The organism is Zobellella sp. DQSA1 (assembly GCF_041950555.1).
Lineage (GTDB): Bacteria > Pseudomonadota > Gammaproteobacteria > Enterobacterales > Aeromonadaceae > Oceanimonas.
Window position 1 is genome coordinate 144,516 of the sequence record NZ_CP169531.1, and the last position, 16,232, is coordinate 160,747.

A 16,232-nucleotide genomic window follows, 5' to 3' on the forward strand; every position below is an offset into this window, starting at 1 on the left:
GTCATTGCAGGGTGCGAACCGCAGCCGTTTGATACGGAGTCATGTAATGAACACGAGTTTGATGACGACAGATTTTCAGCGCCATTTCGCCCTGGTACCCCAGGGCAGCCTGGAGGCCTATATCCAGGCGGTAAATACCATTCCCGTGCTCAGCGCGGAAGAAGAAAAAGCATTGGCCGAACGGCTGCAGAATGACGGCGATCTCGGTGCCGCCCGGCAGTTGATCATGTCCCATCTGCGCTTTGTGGTGCACATCGCCAAGAGCTATTCCGGCTATGGCCTGCCCCAGGCGGATTTGATCCAGGAAGGCAATATCGGCTTGATGAAGGCGGTCAAGCGTTTCGATCCCACCGTGGGTGTGCGCCTGGTGTCTTTTGCGGTGCACTGGATCAAGGCCGAGATCCACGAATATGTGCTGCGTAACTGGCGGGTGGTCAAGGTGGCTACCACCAAGGCCCAGCGCAAGTTGTTCTTCAACCTGCGCAAGTCCAAGAAGCGGCTGGGCTGGTTCAACCAGCAGGAAGTAGAAACCGTCGCCCAGGACCTGGGAGTGTCGACCGCCGAGGTGCTGGAGATGGAGTCGCGTATGAGCGCCCAGGATCAGGCCTTCGACCTGGCCTCCGATGACGATGACAAGGATACCAGCTTCTCGCCGGTGCATTATCTGGAAGACAAGAGCTCGGATGTGGCCCACCAGGTGGAGGAAGCGAATTGGGAAGAGAGCGCCAACCGTCGTTTGCGTGCCGCCTTGTCCGCCCTCGATGAGCGCAGCCAGCGTATCATCCAGGCCCGCTGGCTGGAAGAAGACGACAAGACCACGCTGCAGAGCCTGGCCGACGAATACGGGGTTTCCGCCGAACGCATCCGTCAATTGGAGAAAACCGCGTTGAAGAAGCTCAAGGCAGCCATGGATGCCTGAGCGATAACGAATCAGTGAAAAAGGCCCCGATGGGGCCTTTTTTCCGTAAGCATATCAACCATCGGAAAGCAGGATAGCCCCCATGAAAATGCTGAAGCATCTGTTCGACAACAACCGGGAATGGGCCGAGCAAATCAAGGCCGAAGACCCGACTTTCTTCGAGAAGCTGTCGTTGCAGCAGGCCCCCGAATACCTGTGGATCGGTTGCTCCGACAGCCGGGTACCCGCCAACCAGCTCACCGGCCTGTTGCCCGGTGATGTGTTCGTGCACCGCAACGTGGCCAACCTGGTGGTACATACGGACTTCAACTGTTTGTCGGTGGTACAATATGCCGTTGAAGTGCTCAAGGTGAAACACATCATCGTCTGTGGCCACTACGGCTGCGGCGGGGTCGTGGCCGCCATGCAGAACAAGGAGCTGGGGCTGATCGACAACTGGCTGCGCAATATCAAGGACATCTATTTCAAGCATCAGGAAGCGTTGGAGGCAATCGACGACCGGCAGGTGCGGGAAGATTACATGTGCGAACTGAACGTGGTGGAACAGGTGGCCAACCTGTGCCACACGACCATAGTGCAGAATGCCTGGAAGCGTGGCCAGTCGTTGTCGGTACACGGCTGGGTGTACGGTATCAAGGACGGCAAGCTGCACGATCTGGATGTCTGCGTCAACGGCTTCGATCAGATACCCGATGTATACCGTATCTTCCGCCAGCGGATACTGGGCAAATAGCGATAACTTGAATTATTAGGAACTTTCCATGAGACGTGAATTGGCCATTGAATTTTCCCGGGTGACCGAAGCGGCCGCCCTGGCTGGCTACAAGTGGTTGGGACGGGGTGACAAGAACATCGCCGATGCGGCGGCCGTGGCGGCCATGCGTCATGTGCTGAACGAAATCGAAATCAGCGGCGAGGTGGTGATCGGCGAGGGCGAGATCGATGAGGCGCCGATGCTCTATATCGGCGAGAAAGTCGGTCTGGGCGGGGACGAGGTGGATATCGCGGTGGATCCCATCGAGGGCACCCGCATGACCGCCATGGGCCAGTCCAACGCCCTGGCGGTGATGGCGGTAGGCGAGAAGGGCGCTTTCCTGCGTGCCCCCGACATGTACATGGAAAAGCTGATCGTCGGTGCCGGTGCCAAGGGCGCCATCGATCTGGCCAAGTCCCTGGAGCAGAACATCAAGGCAGTGGCCAAGGCGCTGAACAAGCCCCTGTCCCGCGTCACCGTCATCACCCTTGCCAAGCCGCGCCACGACAAGGCGATCAAGACCATGCAGGGCCTGGGCGTGCGGGTGTTCGCCATTCCTGACGGCGATGTGGCCGCCTCCATCCTGGCCTGTATCCCTGAAAGCGAAGTGGATATGCTCTACGGTGTGGGCGGTGCCCCCGAGGGAGTGATTTCCGCCGCCGTGGTACGCTCCCTGGACGGCGACATGCAGGCCCGGCTGGTGCCGCGCTATGAGGTGAAGGGGCCGGGCGAGGACAATCTGGAGCTGGGCCGGCAGGAGATCGAGCGCTGCAAGCAGATGGGCATCGAGGTCGGCAAGATATTGAAGCTGGAAGAGATGGCCCGCACCGACAACGTGATCTTCTCCGCCACCGGCATCACCAAGGGTGACCTGCTGGAAGGCATCAGCAGCGACGGCCACTACGCTCACACCGAAACCCTGGTGATCCGTGGCAAGTCCCGCACCATCCGCCGTATCCGCTCTACCCATATCCTGTCTCGCAAGGACAAGGAATTGCAGGATATTATCCTGTAATTACCCGCGTATGGGGTTAAAAAAGGGATGCCAGCGCATCCCTTTTTACTTTTATTCCCCTTGTCCGCCATGGGTCAGGGCCGCCGGATCCAGCAGCTTGCGCAGCTCTTCTTCCGACAGGCCGCTGTGCTCCAGCGCCACCTCCAGTATGGGCCTGCGCTCCGCATAGGCTTTTTTTGCGATCTCGGCGGCCCTGGCGTAGCCGATCACCGGGTTGAGGGCGGTCACCAGTATGGGGTTCTTGGCCAGGCTCTGGTCGATATGCTCCTGGTTGACGGTAAAGCCGGCGATGGTATCGGCCAGCAGCGGGCAACTGTTGGCCTGCATCCGGATCATGGTGAGCAGGTTGTTGGCCACCAGCGGCAGCATGACGTTGAGCTGGAAGTTGCCGGACTGGCCCGCCACCGTGATGGCGGTATCCAGCCCGATCACCTGGGCGGAGACCATGGCCACCGCCTCGGGGATCACCGGGTTGACCTTGCCGGGCATGATGGAAGAGCCGGGCTGCAGCGCCGGCAGCTGGATCTCGGCCAGGCCGGTAAGCGGGCCCGAGTTCATCCAGCGCAGATCGTTGGCAATCTTCATCAGCGCCACCGCCAGGGTCTTGAGCTGGCCCGACAGCTCCACCGCCGTGTCCTGGCTGCTCAGGCTGTAGAAGTAGTCTTCCGCCGGGCAGAAGTCGAGGCCGGTGTGGCGGTTGAGGTAATCGCAGGCCAGCTCGGCCTGGCGCGGATCGGCGTTGATGCCGGTGCCGATGGCGGTGCCGCCCAGGGCCAGTTGCTGCAACCGGCTCTGCAGCCCTTCCAGCCGCTCCCGGCCGTGGCGCACCTGGGTCGCCCAGCCGCCCAGCTCCTGCTCGAAACGCAGCGGCATGGCGTCCATCAGGTGGGTACGGCCGGTCTTGACCCGGCCGCCGAGCTGTTCGGCCTTGGTGAGGATGGCCTGTTCCAGCCGGTGCAGGGCGGGCAGCAGCTCGCGGCTGAGGGCGAGGGCGGCGCTGACGTGGATGGCGGAGGGGATGACGTCATTGGAGCTCTGCCCCATGTTGACGTCGTCGTTGGCGCCCACGGGACGGCCCAGGCTGGCGGCGGCCAGGTGGGCCAGCACCTCGTTCAGATTCATGTTGGTGCTGGTGCCGGAGCCGGTCTGGTAGACATCGATCGGAAAGGCATCGGCATGACGACCGGCGATAACCTCTTCGGCGGCCTTGATGATGGCGTCGGCCTTATCCTGCTCCAGTCGCTGGAGTTCACCGTTGGCATGGGCGCAGGCCGCCTTGATCTTGGCCAGGGCGCGGATAAAGGCGCCGGGCATATGCTGGCCGGAGATGGGGAAGTTGTTGATGGCGCGCTGGGTCTGGGCGCCGTAGAGGGCATCGGCGGGCACCTGGATGTCACCCATGGAGTCCCGTTCGGTTCTCATCTTCATTACCCTTTCCTTCTGTGGTTGGCCTGGGGCTGCGAAAACAAGGAGCTGCTATTCTTTGATTTCCCTTTGGGCTGGGGAGTTTCCCGTTTCAGCCTGCTGCGAGCATTCACTGGATGCTCGATCAGGCTGAAACGACTCGTTACGGCGAGCAGGCTCACCCCCTGTGACGCTCGGCGCATGTGACGGTCGACAGAGCCGTTCTCTTTGTCCGCCTGTTTTGCAGGGGAGTCGCCTGCTCAATATTGTCTGACGGCTTGTCGGTAGTCTGTCCCTGCCTTTATTCGTACAGACAACAGCTTAGCACTCCTTCCCGGGGCCGGAAGCCCTGGCCCTGCAAAAAGGCGGAGAGCCCCTCCCGCTCCCCTTCCGGCGCTTGCGCCGGATCGCACTCGAGCCTGGTCAGGCCCGCCGCCTTCGCTTCCTGCCGTACCTGGCGCAGCAATTCGCTGCCGATGCCCCGGCGGCGGGTCAGGTCGCGTACCGCGATAAAACCGAGCCGTTCATCCTGACGCCAGGCCAGGGCCACGGCCCTGTCGTTGAAGGTGGCGAGGTAGAACACGGCCTGGTCGGGCAGTGGTGTTTCCTGCAAGATCAATGCGGTGTGGGGACGGTGTTCTTCGGGAAGCTGGGAGAGGCAAGATACGGTCAGGCGCATAATGGGATCCTTTGCCATAAAGGCATCAGTTTAACATGAAGCACGCCCGTGCAATCGCTATACTGGGCAATCCTGTCGAGAGGTAAGTTCATGGAATGTCGAAGCGGTTGCGGTGCCTGCTGCATCGCCCCCAGTATCAGTGGGCCCATACCGGGCATGCCGGAGGGCAAGGCCGCCGGCGAAGCCTGTATTCATCTGCTGGCGGACATGCGCTGCGCCCTGTTCGGCAAGCCGGAGCGACCGCCGGTGTGTGATCGCTTCAAGGCGGCCGAGGATGTCTGCGGGGGGAGCCGCGGCGAGGCGCTTTGGCTTATCGACGAACTGGAATCAGCGACGCGCTAGCCAGGGCAGGGGATCGATGGCCTGGCCCTGATAGCGGATCTCGAAATAGAGTCCTGACCGGGACTGACCGCCGCTTTCGCCACTCAGCGCAATGGCCTGGCCGGCGCTGACTCTGTCGCCGGGCCCCTGGAGCAGGGACTGGTTATGGCCATAGAGGCTCATATAGCCCTTGCCGTGATCGATCACCATCACCATGCCGAAGCCGTTGAGCCAGTCGGCGTACACCACCTGGCCGTTGGCCACCGCCTTTACTTCCTGACCGACGCCGGCGCCGATCAACAGGCCCTTCCAGCTCAGTTGGCTGGTACGGGCCGCACCGAAGCGATGAACCAGCTGGCCGTTGAGCGGCCAGGGCAGGGAGCCCTTGGCCAGGCCACCGAAGTTACCGCTTGGCTTGGCGACCACCGGGGTTCTGCCCGAAGCGCTCGGTTGTCCTCCGGCGGTTTGCTGTGCTGCCCGCTCCCGAGCCAGCCGTTCACGCTCCAGCCGTTCCCGTTCCGCCTTTTCCCGGGCGGCCTGCTCGCGGGCCGCCCTTTCCTGGGCGGCCTTGATCTGCCGCTCCAGCTGGTTGGCGGCCTGCTGCAGGCTGGTCAGGCGCTGGTTGCCCTGCTCCAGGTTGGCGTTGAGTTTTTTCAGGGTGTCACTGCGCTTGGCCTGCTGATCATTGAGCTTCTGCTGCTCGCCCTGCTGGCGGGCCAGCAACTGGTTGAGCTGCTGGCGACTCTGCTCCGCCTGGCGGCGGTTGTCGGCCAGTTGCTCCCGGGTTCGGGCCAGCTCTTTCAGGGCGTCGGCCCGGGCCTGATTGAGGTGGGCATAATAGTGCAGCAGCCGATCGATGTCGGTGCTGTCCTGGCCGTTCAGCAGTAATTTCAGGTAATCGTGGCGGCCATTCTGGTAGGCGGCCCGGAGTTGTTCCGCCAGCAATCGTTGCTGGCGTTCGGACTGTTGGTTGAGCTCCCTGTGTTCCCGATCCAGTCGGGCCAGGTTGACTTCGAGTTCCGTCAGCCGGTTGCGGGTCTGGTTCAGCTCCCGCGCCAGGGCGGAGATGGCCTTTTCATCCTTGGCGAGCTGCTGTTGCAGTTCCTTTACTTGCTGTTGCTGCTGCTGGACGTCCTGCCGTTGGCTGGCGATTTGTCCCTGCACGTTCTTGAGCTCGGCGCTGTTGTCCGCCCAAGCGAAAGCACCGGCCATCAGGCCGGTGCTAAGCAATAATGAAGTAATCAGTCTTTGCCTGCCCATAGGGCCCTGATTATTTCAGAACCATCAGAGGCTTGCCAGTCATTTGCTCGGGGATTTCCATGCCCATCAGGGTCAGCATGGTGGGCGCCAGATCCGACAGGCGGCCGCCTTCCACCGGGGTGGCGTCGCGACCCACGTAGATCAGCGGCACCGGCAGGTTGGTGTGCGCGGTGTGGACCTCGCCGGTCTCGGGGTTGATCATCTGCTCGGCGTTGCCATGGTCGGCGGTGATCAGCGCTTCGCCGCCCACGGCTTCCAGTGCGGTGACTACCCGGCCGATGGAACGGTCGACCGCTTCGCAGGCCTTGACTGCCGCCTCGAACACGCCGGTGTGACCGACCATGTCGCCGTTGGGGTAGTTACAGATGATGACATCGAATTCCCGGCTTTCGATGGCCTCGACCAGCTTGTCGGTGAGCTGCTCGGAGTTCATCTCCGGCTGCAGATCGTAGGTGGCTACCTTGGGGCTCGGGATCAGCTCGCGCTTCTCGCCCGGGAAGCAGTCTTCGATGCCGCCGTTGAAGAAGAAGGTGACGTGGGCGTACTTCTCGGTTTCGGAGATCCGCAGCTGGGTCTTGTCGTGCTTGGCTAGCCATTCACCCAGGGTGTTGGCCAGTTGCTCGGGCGGGTAGGCACAGCTGGTGTGGATGTCGGCGGCGTACTCGGTGAGCATCACGAAGTTGCTTAAGCTCGGGCGGGCGTCGCGTTCGAAGCCGGTGAAGTCCTCTTCCACGAAGGCGCGGGTGATTTCACGAGCCCGGTCGGCGCGGAAGTTCATGAAGATGACGGCGTCGCCGTCCTGCATGGCGACCGGCTCGCCCACGGCAGTGGCCTTGACGAACTCGTCGTTCTCTTCCCGGGCATAGGCGGCCTGCAGGGCTTCCACCGCGGAGGCATACTGGAACTCGGCCTTGCCCTGGGTCAGCAGATCGTAGGCGCTCTGCACTCGATCCCAGCGGTTGTCCCTGTCCATGGCGAAGTAGCGTCCGACGACGGAGGCCAGCCGGCCTTTGCCCAGTTTGGCGAAGAGGGCATCGAAACGTTCGAGGGAGCCCTGGGCGGAGCGGGGGGCCACGTCGCGACCGTCGAGGAAGGCATGTAGGTAAATTTCATCGGCACCGCGTTCCGCGGCCAGCCTGACCATGGCGGCGATCTGGTCTTCGTGGCTGTGTACGCCACCGGGTGACAGCAGGCCCATGATATGGACCGCCCGGCCCTTGGCCTTGGCCGCGTCCACCGCCTGGGTCAGCGCCGAGTTGGTGAAGAAGTCACCGTCGACGATGGCCTTGTCGATACGGGTCAGATCCTGATAGACGATGCGGCCGGCGCCGATGTTGACGTGGCCTACTTCGGAGTTGCCCATCTGTCCGTCGGGCAGACCGACGTCGTGGCCGGAGGTCGAAATAAGGCTCGAGGGGCGGGTGTTCATCAGGTTGTCGATCACCGGCGTACGGGCGGTGTGAATGGCGTTGTGTTCGGTCTTGTCGCTGTAACCCCAGCCATCCAGAATGATGAGTACCAGGGGTTTTTTGGTCGAGTTCATAGTGTAACCCTATGTTGTTATTTGAAAGTCAAAATGAAGAAAGCTGAAACTATCCGTCATATTACTACAATTGCCGATTTAGTCACCAGCCGTAGACCCGGGGTATTTCCGATGGGCGACGCAGGCCTTGCCTATCGATATCCGCTATTGGGAGCCTGCTGCTGTTATTTGTTGATACCCCATGTATACTCGGGCTTTTCCGCATTTTGATCCGAAAGAAGTAACATCATGCAAGAGTATCTCGATTTTGCCGCCAATCATCCCTTGCTGACCATGGCCTGGTTGGGCCTGGCTTCGGCGGTGGTGTACATGACCGTCGCTTCCAAGCTGAGCAAGGTGCAGGTGGTGGCTTCCCAGCAAGCGGTGCTGCTGATCAACAAGCAGGACGCCGCCGTGGTGGATGTTCGCTCCGCCGAGGACTTCCGCAAGGGCCATATTGCCGGTGCCGTTAACGTGCCCAACACTCAGCTCAAGGCCAATAACCTGAACCTGATCGAAAAGTTCAAGGACAAGCCCCTGGTGCTGGTGTGCGAAACCGGTATGACCACCGGTGGCGTTGGTCGCCTGCTGACCAAGGCCGGCTTCAAGCAGGTGTACGCCCTGCGCGGTGGCATGGCGGACTGGCGCAGCCAGAACCTGCCGGTCACCAAACGTTAATTTCTCTAAACCGCATTCTATATAAGGACATCCTCATGGCTGAAGCAGCAAACGGCGCCAACACCCAGGCCCAGCAACAGGTTGAATTCCAGATCCAGCGTATCTACCTGAAAGACATGTCTTTCGAGGCGCCGGGGACTCCCCTGGTGTTCCAGAAGGAATGGAAGCCCGAAGTCAAGTTGGACCTGGACACCAAGAGCGCCCGCCTGGGTGACAACGTGTTTGAAGTGGTCTTGACCCTGACCGTTACCTGCAGCATGGGCGAGGCGGAAACCGTCTACCTGTGTGAAATCCAGCAGGCCGGCATCTTCACCATCGGCAACATGGCCGAGCCGCAACTGGCCCATTGCCTGGGTTCCTTCTGCCCCAATATCCTGTTCCCCTATGCCCGTGAAACCGTGGCCAGCCTGGTGAACAAGGGTTCCTTCCCGCAGTTGAACCTGGCGCCGGTGAACTTCGACGCCCTGTTCGCCGCCCATGTGCAGCGCGCCCAGCAACAACAGCAGGCGGATGCCTGATGACCAAGGATGCCGCCGCCATCTCGGTTCTGGGTGCCGGCTCCTATGGTACGGCCCTGGCCATTGCCCTGGCCCGCAACGGCCATCGCACCCTGCTGTGGAGCCACAGGCCCGAACAGGTGGCGACCCTGGCCGCCGATCGCTGCAACAAGGTGTTCCTGCCCGACGCGCCCTTTCCCGCCAGCCTGGAGCCCGAGGCCGACCTGGCACGGGTGGTGCGGGCCAGCCGTAATCTGCTGATCGTGGTGCCGAGCCATGTGTTTGCCGAGGTGCTCCGGCAGATCAAACCCTTACTGCGCCCCGACAGCCGTATCGCCTGGGCCACCAAGGGCCTGGACCCGGCCACCGGCAACCTGTTGCAGCAGGTGGCGCGGGAGATACTGGGCGAGGGGATACCGCTGGCGGTGCTGTCCGGCCCCACCTTCGCCAAGGAGCTGGCCATGGGCCTGCCCACCGCCATCTCCCTCGGCTCCACCGACGGCGACTTCGCCAGGGAGCTGGCGGATCTGTTGCACTGCGGCCGCTCCTTCCGGGTTTATCTCAACGACGACATGGTGGGCCTGCAACTGGGTGGCGCGGTCAAGAACGTCATCGCCATCGGTGCCGGTCTGGCCGACGGCCTGGGCTTTGGCGCCAATGCCCGCACCGCGCTCATCACCCGCGGCCTGGTGGAGCTGCAGCGCTTGGGGGTGACCCTGGGCGCCGAGCAGGACACCTTTATGGGCATGGCGGGGCTGGGGGATCTGGTGCTGACCTGCACCGACAACCAGTCCCGTAACCGTCGCTTCGGCCTGGCCCTGGGGCAGGGCAAGGATGTCCACACCGCCATGGCCGACATCGGCCAGGTGGTGGAAGGCTATCGCAATGCCGCCGAGGTGCATCAGCTGGCCGCCCGCCACGGGGTGGAAATGCCCATCTGCGAGCAGGTCTACCAGGTGCTGTATGAAGGCAAGGACGCCAAGGAAGCGGCCCTGGCCCTGCTGAGCCGGGATCGCAAGGCGGAATAACGCCGCTTGGGCTTGATGCTGGAAGAGGGTATCGGGGGGCAAATAAGACCACCTCAGCCTTGATCGGTTCGGTGACATATCGACAAACTGGTTCCTGCGGGCGACCTCGATGCTAAAACAAGCGGACAAAGGGAACGGTTCCGCCGACCGTTACATGCCATGGATGGCATGTGCGCGCCTACATGGATGTACTTGCGGCGTGTCGGCGGGATTGGCCCTTTGTCCGGTTTTTCCGGGGGCATCAGGCCTTATCGACAAACAAAAGGGGAGCCATCGAGGCTCCCTTTTGTATTGATTGCTGCCGGCGGCTCAGTAGTAGGAATGCTCGCCGCGCTCGTGTTCGGTGGCATCGCGTACCCCGGTGAGTTCACCCGGGAACAGCTCGAGCAGTTGCTTCTCGATGCCTTCCTTCAGGGTGACATCGACCATGGAGCAGCCGTTGCAACCACCACCGAACTGCAGTATGGCCAAGCCGTCAGGAGTGATTTCGGTCAGCACCACCTTGCCGCCGTGGCTGGCCAGGCCCGGGTTGATCTGGGATTGCAGCACATACTCCACCCGATCGGCCAGGGGGGCGTCTTCCGGCACCTTGGCCATCTTGGCATTGGGCGCCTTCAGGGTGAGCTGGGAGCCCATCTGGTCGCTGACAAAGTCGATTTCGGCCGCGTCGAGAAAAGCGACACTTTGTTGATCAACGATGGCCTCGAACCCCTCGAAGGGCAGATGCAAATCGTCGTGGTCCACCGCATCGGGAGGGCAATAGGAAACACCGCACTCGGCATTGGGAGTGCCCGGGTTGACCACAAACACCCGGATATTGGTGCCTTCCGGCTGCTGCGACAACAGTTTGCGGAAGTGGCCCTGGGCGGTCTCGGAAATCGTAATCATCGCTATCCTCGTAAACCTGACTAAACAACTCAACTTTTATCATACTCTTGTTGCTGTCGCTTGAATAGTTGTCAGTGCTCAAGAGTGCGGCAGGGCGCCCATACTTCTACCTGTTCCACTCCCTGGCTGTGCAGCAGACGGGTCAGTTCCATCATGGTGGTGCCGGTGGTGATAACATCGTCGAGCAGCGCGACATGGCGATAGCCCAGGGGAGGTGCGGCAAAGGCGCCGTGCAGGTTTTGCTGGCGTTGGCGACGGTCGAGGTGGGTCTGGGAGGGGGTGGCCCGGGTGCGGCGCAAGGTACGGCGGTCGACCGGTATGCCCAGCACCCGATGTAGCCCGTGGGCGATTTCCTCCGCCTGGTTGTAGCCTCGTCGTAGCCGACGCCACCAGTGCAGCGGCACCGGCAATATCGCCTCGGGCCAGGGCGGTTCGACCGCGTCGGCCAGCAGTTGGCCGAGCAGGCGGCCGTTGAGCACCTTGCGATGATACTTGAGATCGTGGATAAGTCGGCCATAAGGAGCGACGAAGTCGGCGAGTACCCGCATACGCTGCCAGGGTGGCCGTGAGCGCTGACAGTGACCGCAGTGGGCGTCGTCTACCGGCAGGGGAAAGGCGCATAGCGGGCAGGGGCGTTCCAGCCGGGGCAGTTCGTCCTGGCATTGACGGCAGATCAGGGCTTGATGCTGACAGTCCTGCCGGCACAGCAGGCACTGGCCCCACCAGAGCGGACAGGATTGTAAGCGGGCGGTCAGGCGTCTTATCATGGAACGCTATCGATAACGGGTGTCTGTGATGAGTGTATATGTAGAACGACGGGGGCGGGGGCCGGACCTGGTGCTATTGCATGGCTGGGGCATGAACGGCGCCGTCTGGCAGGGGCTGGCGGAACGACTGGAAGCCGACTTCAGGCTGCACCTGGTGGATCTGCCCGGCTTTGGCCACAGCCCGGCATTGCCGCCGTCGGCCGGGCTGGATGACTGGGCCGAGGCGGTATCGGATGGCATCCCCGCCCGTTCGGCCCTGCTGGGCTGGTCCCTGGGAGGTCTGATCGCCACCCATACTGCCCTGCGCGCACCCGAGCGGATCAGCGGCTTGATTACCCTCGCCAGTTCACCCAAGTTTGTGGCCGAGGCCGACTGGCCCGGCATCAAGCCTGGCGTGCTGGCGGAATTCGAGCAGCAACTGGCGGAAGATCACCAGCAGGTGGTGAACCGTTTCCTGGCGTTACAGGCCATGGGCAGCGAGCATGCCCGTGACGATATTCGCCGCCTGCGTGACAGCCTGGCCCGCAAACCCGTCCCCGACGCCGGGGCCCTGGCTTCCGGCCTGGCCTTGCTGGGCGAGGTGGATCTGCGATCGCGGCTGGCCGAGCTGCGGGTACCGCTGCTGCGGCTCTATGGCCGGCTCGATGGCCTGGTGCCGAGCAAGGCCGCCGCCCTGGTCGACGAGTTGGCACCGCACAGCCTGAGCCATATCGAGCCCAAAGCCTCCCACGCCCCCTTTATTTCCCACCCCGACGCCACCGCCGAGCGGATCCGTCGCTTCCTGCTCGAGCTGAACAGCGGCGCCTGACGGCGTTACCCGCTCGGGGTAGCGCTATCGGGCCCGGTGAGTGCGTCCCCGTGGTGGTCCGGGCCGGCATTCTCATAGCGGGGCAGGGCATCCGCGGTCTCGAACCAGTCGATGCGGCTTTGCCGCCAGATATGGTATTGGGGGGCGAGCCGGGCGGGATGGTCCAGGCTGGCCAGGGTCACGTCCACCGTCGTGGCGTGCTGGCGCCGGCGAAAGGCCAGTTGGGTGCCGCAGTGGGGGCAAAACTCCCGCTGACTGTGAGGGCTGGAATCGAATGCCGCCGGGGTTCCCCGACGGTAGTCGAAACCGCTGATTGCGACCGTCAACCAGGCCAGCACGGGCGCTCCGCTGGCGCGCTGGCAGAGTCGGCAGTGGCAAAAGCCGGCATCGATGGGGGCCTGGGTGATCCTGTAACGCAGCCTGCCGCAGAGGCAGCCGCCTTCCAGCTCGGTGTGCATGCCGTTTTCTCCCTGTGGTGGATGCGGCTAAGTGTAGGGGCCGGCAGCCCGTTTTGCGCCCCTTATCTCTATTTCCTCTTATCGCTGTTGGCGCGTGCCGCTCAGCCCTGTCGTGCACGGCCGCGGTGGGTGCGAAATCGGGCGGCAAGGGCCATCATCAGGGGCCATAATAAGGATGCTGACAACGGCGATGGAGGTAGTGATGGCGATACCGGTGATTTTGCCCAATCTGGTCCCCAACCTGGCCCAGCCCACCACGGAGGCGGCCCAGGCCGATAACATCCGTCGTCCGGTGATCCCGGTGATCAAGGCGGTGCAGCCCTATGTACCCATCCGCAAGCGGGACAAAGACAGGGACCGCAGCCGGCGGGAAGCGGCCTTTGAAGCCTGGCTCGGCCTGCACCCGGGCGGCCTCTGCCGGATTGGCGCCAACCCGGCCATGAGTCGTCGGCTCGATGTGATCAACCGGCGCTACCACAGCCGGGGCGAGAGTGCCGGTACCGCCCTGGATATCGAAGCGTAGTCCAACATTCAGGAGTCGGAGCATGGCCAGTTACCCTATCATCCTCAAGCGCAAGCAGCAGGTCGCCGACGGCACCCTGGCGTTTTACTTCGACAAACCCGCCGATTTTGTGTTCAAGGCCGGTCAGTGCGTCCGGCTGGTGCTGATCGATCCGCCGGAAACCGATGAAGAAGGCAATGGCCGTATCCTGTCCCTGGCCTCGGTGCCCGCCGACGCGGAGTTGATGGTGGCCACCCGGATCCGGGACAGCGCCTTCAAGCGGGTGCTGAGTGGCCTGGCACCCGGCGCCGGGCTGACCCTGAAAGGCCCTTACGGCGACTTCGTGCTGCCGGCCGATACCCGTACTCCGGTGGTGTTCATCACCGGCGGCATCGGTATTACCCCGGTGCGCAGCATGCTGCTGCAGGCCTTGTCGGAGGATGACGGCCGGCACCTGGTGCTGTTCTATGCCAACCGTCGCCCGCAGGACGCGGCCTTCCTGGATGAACTGCAGGGGGCCTGCAAGGGGGCTCCCCGCTGCACCCTGGTAGCGACCATGACGGCGCCTTCGACACCGGGCTGGCAGGGTGAGCGGGGGTATGTGGACGAGGCCATGCTGGCGCGCTACCTAGACGATGTGCAGGCCCCGCTCTATTTTCTGGACGGCCCACCGACCCTGGTGGCGGCGATGAGAGCCATGCTGGGCCGGCTCGGAGTGGCCGAAGATCGGCTGCGCACCGAGGAATTTGCCGGTTATTAGTGGCCCGGACCGCGAAAATCCGCCCTGAAGCGCCAGGAAAATAGATCTGCCGCTTTTCTGTGTGTAAAATTCGCGCTCTTCCGATGAGCAACGAGATGATCACATGGGCAGAGCCTATCAAAACCGCAAAGAATCCATCGCCAAAACGGCGAATGCCAAGAGCAAGGTCTACAGCAAATACGGTCGCGAGATCTACGTGGTCGCCAAATCGGGCGGAGCAGACCCTGACGGCAACCTGTCTTTGCGTGGCCTGATCGAGCGTGCCAAGAAAGACCAGGTGCCGGCTCATGTTGTTGAAAAAGCACTGGAAAAGGCCAAAGGCGGCGCCGGTGAGGACTTCTCTCCCGCCCGTTACGAAGGTTTCGGCCCGGGCAACTGCATGGTGATTGTGGACTGCCTGACCGACAACCCCAACAGAACCATCGGCGATGTGCGCCAGTGTTTCAACCGGGTCAAGGCCAAGCTGGGCACCTCCGGCACCGTCAGCCACATGTTCGATCACTGCGCCATTCTGGCGTTTGAAGGCGACGACGAAGACGCCGTACTCGAGGCCCTGATGATGGCCGACGTGGACGTGACCGACATCGAGAGCGAAGATGGCCGGATTACCGTGTTCGCCCCCCATACCGAATATTTCAAGGCCAAGCAGGCGCTGACGGAAGCCTTCGAGGGCATCGACTTCGAGGTGGACGCCATCCAGTTCGTGCCCCAGACCACGACCCAGGTCAGCGGCGATGATGTGGCCCAGCTCGAGAGATTCCTCGACATGCTCAACGACGTGGACGACGTGCAGAACGTCTACCACAACGCCGAGTACTGATCTCCAATACAAGGAGCCCGGTCGGGCCCCTGCGTTGTCAGAGCCCTCCTCGCGGAGGGTTTTTTATATCCTGCCGCTGCATCGAACCGGGAAATCGCTAACAATCTTCACCCTGTTGGTGCACCAAAATATCGCATTTTTTCTTCCCTCTGGCCTGCCGGGCAGAGAGTCTGGCTGCCATCGTTTCCCCGTGAATGGTTAAAAAGTATTTATATTCAATCGGTTATGATGTTTATGGTGATTGTTTCATCAATGATGGCATGATAGTTGCCTTTTCTTTTTACGATTGAAATTAATTTTGTAAACATGTTTGCGGAATGTTAAATGTTGATCTAGTATTAAATCGTTAACAATAAATCAGCATTTATGTGAACGAGGAGCTAATCGTGAGGATCAAGATCATCAACCCCAATACCACCCAGTCGTTTACCGACGCCCTGCAGCGGCTGGCCGATACGGTAGCCCGGCCCGATACCGAAATCCTGGCGGTCAGCCCCGCCAGCGGGCCCAGCGCCATCGAAAGCTTTTACGACGAAGCGCTGGCGGTACCCGGCGTATTGGAAGAAATCGCCAAAGGCGACCGGGAGCAGGGTATCGACGCCTATGTGCTGGCCTGTTTCGGCGACCCCGGCCTCTACGCCGCCCGCGAGCTGACCGACAAACCGGTACTGGGCATCGCCGAGGCGGCCTTCCACATGGCGGCCATGGTCGGCGCCTGCTTCAGCGTGGTGACCACGGCACCGCGGGTCCGTTTTATGACCGAGCACCTGGTCAGCCGTTATGGGTTTAGTGAGCAGTGCAAGAAGATCCGTACGACCCCGATGAAGGTACTGGATCTGGCCAATTCACCCGATGAGGCCATCGCCAAGGTGATCGCCGAGTGTCTGCTGGCGCGGGAAGAAGACAAGGCCGAGGCCATCGTACTGGGTTGTGCCGGCATGTCCCAGTATCGTGCCTATATCGAGCAGGAAATCGGCATTCCGGTGATCGATGGCACCCTGGCCGCGGTCAAACTCTGTGAGGCCATGGTGGATATGAAACTGGGAACCAGCAAGGTAATGACCTTCAACTGGCCCCGACCCGAACTGGCCAACCCCGGGCGTAACCTGAAAATCGCCTGATCCGGGGGCGGCCAACAGCGGCAGTCGGGGA

The 16,232-nt window shown here is 62.0% G+C and carries 19 protein-coding genes; 12 read left to right on the forward strand and 7 right to left on the reverse strand.

All coding sequences use genetic code 11. The annotated features are described in order from the left end of the window. Positions 1 to 61: 61 nt before the first annotated feature. From rpoH to glpX, 3 genes are all read left to right on the forward strand, one after another. Positions 62 to 919 carry an RNA polymerase sigma factor RpoH gene (gene rpoH / locus ACEVBK_RS00705; RefSeq protein ID WP_375058491.1) on the forward strand — a complete coding sequence of 286 codons (858 nt, stop codon included), beginning with the start codon at positions 62 to 64 and terminating at the stop codon, positions 917 to 919. An 82-nt stretch (positions 920 to 1,001) separates the two neighbouring features. Then, positions 1,002 to 1,652: a carbonate dehydratase gene (gene can, locus ACEVBK_RS00710; RefSeq protein WP_375056730.1), complete on the forward strand. Its 651-nt coding sequence runs from the start codon at positions 1,002 to 1,004 to the stop codon at positions 1,650 to 1,652. 28 nt (positions 1,653 to 1,680) lie between these two features. Further along, positions 1,681 to 2,688, forward strand: a complete 1,008-nt coding sequence (gene glpX / locus ACEVBK_RS00715; protein WP_375056731.1) for a class II fructose-bisphosphatase — start codon at positions 1,681 to 1,683, stop codon at positions 2,686 to 2,688. A gap of 51 nt (positions 2,689 to 2,739) precedes the next feature. Here glpX and ACEVBK_RS00720 read toward each other — a convergent pair whose 3' ends face one another. Together ACEVBK_RS00720 and ACEVBK_RS00725 are read right to left on the reverse strand one after the other, a co-directional pair. Further along, a complete protein-coding gene (locus ACEVBK_RS00720) occupies positions 2,740 to 4,116 on the reverse strand; it encodes a class II fumarate hydratase (RefSeq protein WP_375056732.1) in 1,377 nt (458 codons plus the stop codon). Between the two features lie 277 nt (positions 4,117 to 4,393). Further along, on the reverse strand, positions 4,394 to 4,771 hold the full coding sequence (locus ACEVBK_RS00725; protein ID WP_375056733.1) for an acetyl-CoA sensor PanZ family protein: 378 nt from the start codon (positions 4,769 to 4,771) through the stop codon (positions 4,394 to 4,396). A 90-nt stretch (positions 4,772 to 4,861) separates the two neighbouring features. On the opposite strand from ACEVBK_RS00725, the gene ACEVBK_RS00730 reads away from it, so the two are divergent. Beyond that, positions 4,862 to 5,113, forward strand: a complete 252-nt coding sequence (locus ACEVBK_RS00730) for a YkgJ family cysteine cluster protein (protein WP_375056734.1) — start codon at positions 4,862 to 4,864, stop codon at positions 5,111 to 5,113. Here ACEVBK_RS00730 and envC read toward each other — a convergent pair. Beyond that, positions 5,099 to 6,352 carry a murein hydrolase activator EnvC gene (gene envC, locus ACEVBK_RS00735; protein WP_375056735.1) on the reverse strand — a complete coding sequence of 418 codons (1,254 nt, stop codon included), beginning with the start codon at positions 6,350 to 6,352 and terminating at the stop codon, positions 5,099 to 5,101. The genes ACEVBK_RS00730 and envC overlap by 15 nt on opposite strands. 10 nt (positions 6,353 to 6,362) lie before the next feature. Further along, positions 6,363 to 7,895 (reverse strand): 2,3-bisphosphoglycerate-independent phosphoglycerate mutase, encoded by a 1,533-nt coding sequence (gene gpmM / locus ACEVBK_RS00740; RefSeq protein WP_375056736.1) that lies wholly within the window; start codon positions 7,893 to 7,895, stop codon positions 6,363 to 6,365. A 228-nt stretch (positions 7,896 to 8,123) separates the two neighbouring features. Between gpmM and ACEVBK_RS00745 the strand changes: the two genes are divergently transcribed. From ACEVBK_RS00745 to gpsA, 3 genes are read left to right on the forward strand one after another with little or no spacing between them, the layout of a single operon-like run. Next, positions 8,124 to 8,552: a rhodanese-like domain-containing protein gene (locus ACEVBK_RS00745; protein WP_375056737.1), complete on the forward strand. Its 429-nt coding sequence runs from the start codon at positions 8,124 to 8,126 to the stop codon at positions 8,550 to 8,552. Positions 8,553 to 8,587: 35 nt separating this feature from the next. Next, positions 8,588 to 9,070, forward strand: a complete 483-nt coding sequence (gene secB, locus ACEVBK_RS00750; protein ID WP_375056738.1) for a protein-export chaperone SecB — start codon at positions 8,588 to 8,590, stop codon at positions 9,068 to 9,070. Next, positions 9,070 to 10,077, forward strand: a complete 1,008-nt coding sequence (gpsA, locus tag ACEVBK_RS00755; protein WP_375056739.1) for an NAD(P)H-dependent glycerol-3-phosphate dehydrogenase — start codon at positions 9,070 to 9,072, stop codon at positions 10,075 to 10,077. The genes secB and gpsA overlap by 1 nt, the downstream gene beginning before the upstream one ends. Positions 10,078 to 10,386: 309 nt before the next feature. On the opposite strand, the gene nfuA is transcribed toward gpsA, so the two are convergent. Together nfuA and ACEVBK_RS00765 are read right to left on the reverse strand one after the other, a co-directional pair. Further along, positions 10,387 to 10,965, reverse strand: coding sequence for a Fe-S biogenesis protein NfuA (gene nfuA / locus ACEVBK_RS00760; protein WP_202088083.1), 579 nt, complete (start codon positions 10,963 to 10,965; stop codon positions 10,387 to 10,389). Between the two features lie 71 nt (positions 10,966 to 11,036). Next, positions 11,037 to 11,732, reverse strand: coding sequence for a ComF family protein (locus ACEVBK_RS00765; RefSeq protein WP_375056740.1), 696 nt, complete (start codon positions 11,730 to 11,732; stop codon positions 11,037 to 11,039). Between the two features lie 28 nt (positions 11,733 to 11,760). Here ACEVBK_RS00765 and bioH point away from each other — a divergent pair, with 28 nt between their 5' ends. Then, positions 11,761 to 12,540, forward strand: coding sequence for a pimeloyl-ACP methyl ester esterase BioH (gene bioH / locus ACEVBK_RS00770; protein ID WP_375056741.1), 780 nt, complete (start codon positions 11,761 to 11,763; stop codon positions 12,538 to 12,540). Between the two features lie 5 nt (positions 12,541 to 12,545). Here the strand turns inward: bioH and ACEVBK_RS00775 are convergent, their stop codons facing one another. Continuing rightward, positions 12,546 to 12,998 (reverse strand): GFA family protein, encoded by a 453-nt coding sequence (locus ACEVBK_RS00775; RefSeq protein ID WP_375056742.1) that lies wholly within the window; start codon positions 12,996 to 12,998, stop codon positions 12,546 to 12,548. A 175-nt stretch (positions 12,999 to 13,173) separates the two neighbouring features. Between ACEVBK_RS00775 and ACEVBK_RS00780 the strand changes: the two genes are divergently transcribed. The 4 genes from ACEVBK_RS00780 to ACEVBK_RS00795 all read left to right on the forward strand — a co-directional run bounded on the left by ACEVBK_RS00780 (position 13,174) and on the right by ACEVBK_RS00795 (position 16,201). Next, on the forward strand, positions 13,174 to 13,521 hold the full coding sequence (locus ACEVBK_RS00780; protein WP_375056743.1) for a hypothetical protein: 348 nt from the start codon (positions 13,174 to 13,176) through the stop codon (positions 13,519 to 13,521). 22 nt (positions 13,522 to 13,543) lie between these two features. After that, the gene (locus tag ACEVBK_RS00785; RefSeq protein ID WP_375056744.1) at positions 13,544 to 14,260 is read left to right on the forward strand and encodes a ferredoxin--NADP reductase; all 717 of its coding nucleotides are present in this window, start codon (positions 13,544 to 13,546) and stop codon (positions 14,258 to 14,260) included. 103 nt (positions 14,261 to 14,363) lie between these two features. Next, on the forward strand, positions 14,364 to 15,080 hold the full coding sequence (locus ACEVBK_RS00790) for a YebC/PmpR family DNA-binding transcriptional regulator (RefSeq protein WP_375056745.1): 717 nt from the start codon (positions 14,364 to 14,366) through the stop codon (positions 15,078 to 15,080). A 386-nt stretch (positions 15,081 to 15,466) separates the two neighbouring features. After that, entirely contained in the window at positions 15,467 to 16,201 is a 735-nt protein-coding gene (locus tag ACEVBK_RS00795; RefSeq protein WP_375056746.1) for an aspartate/glutamate racemase family protein, read from the forward strand. Positions 16,202 to 16,232: the final 31 nt, after the last annotated feature.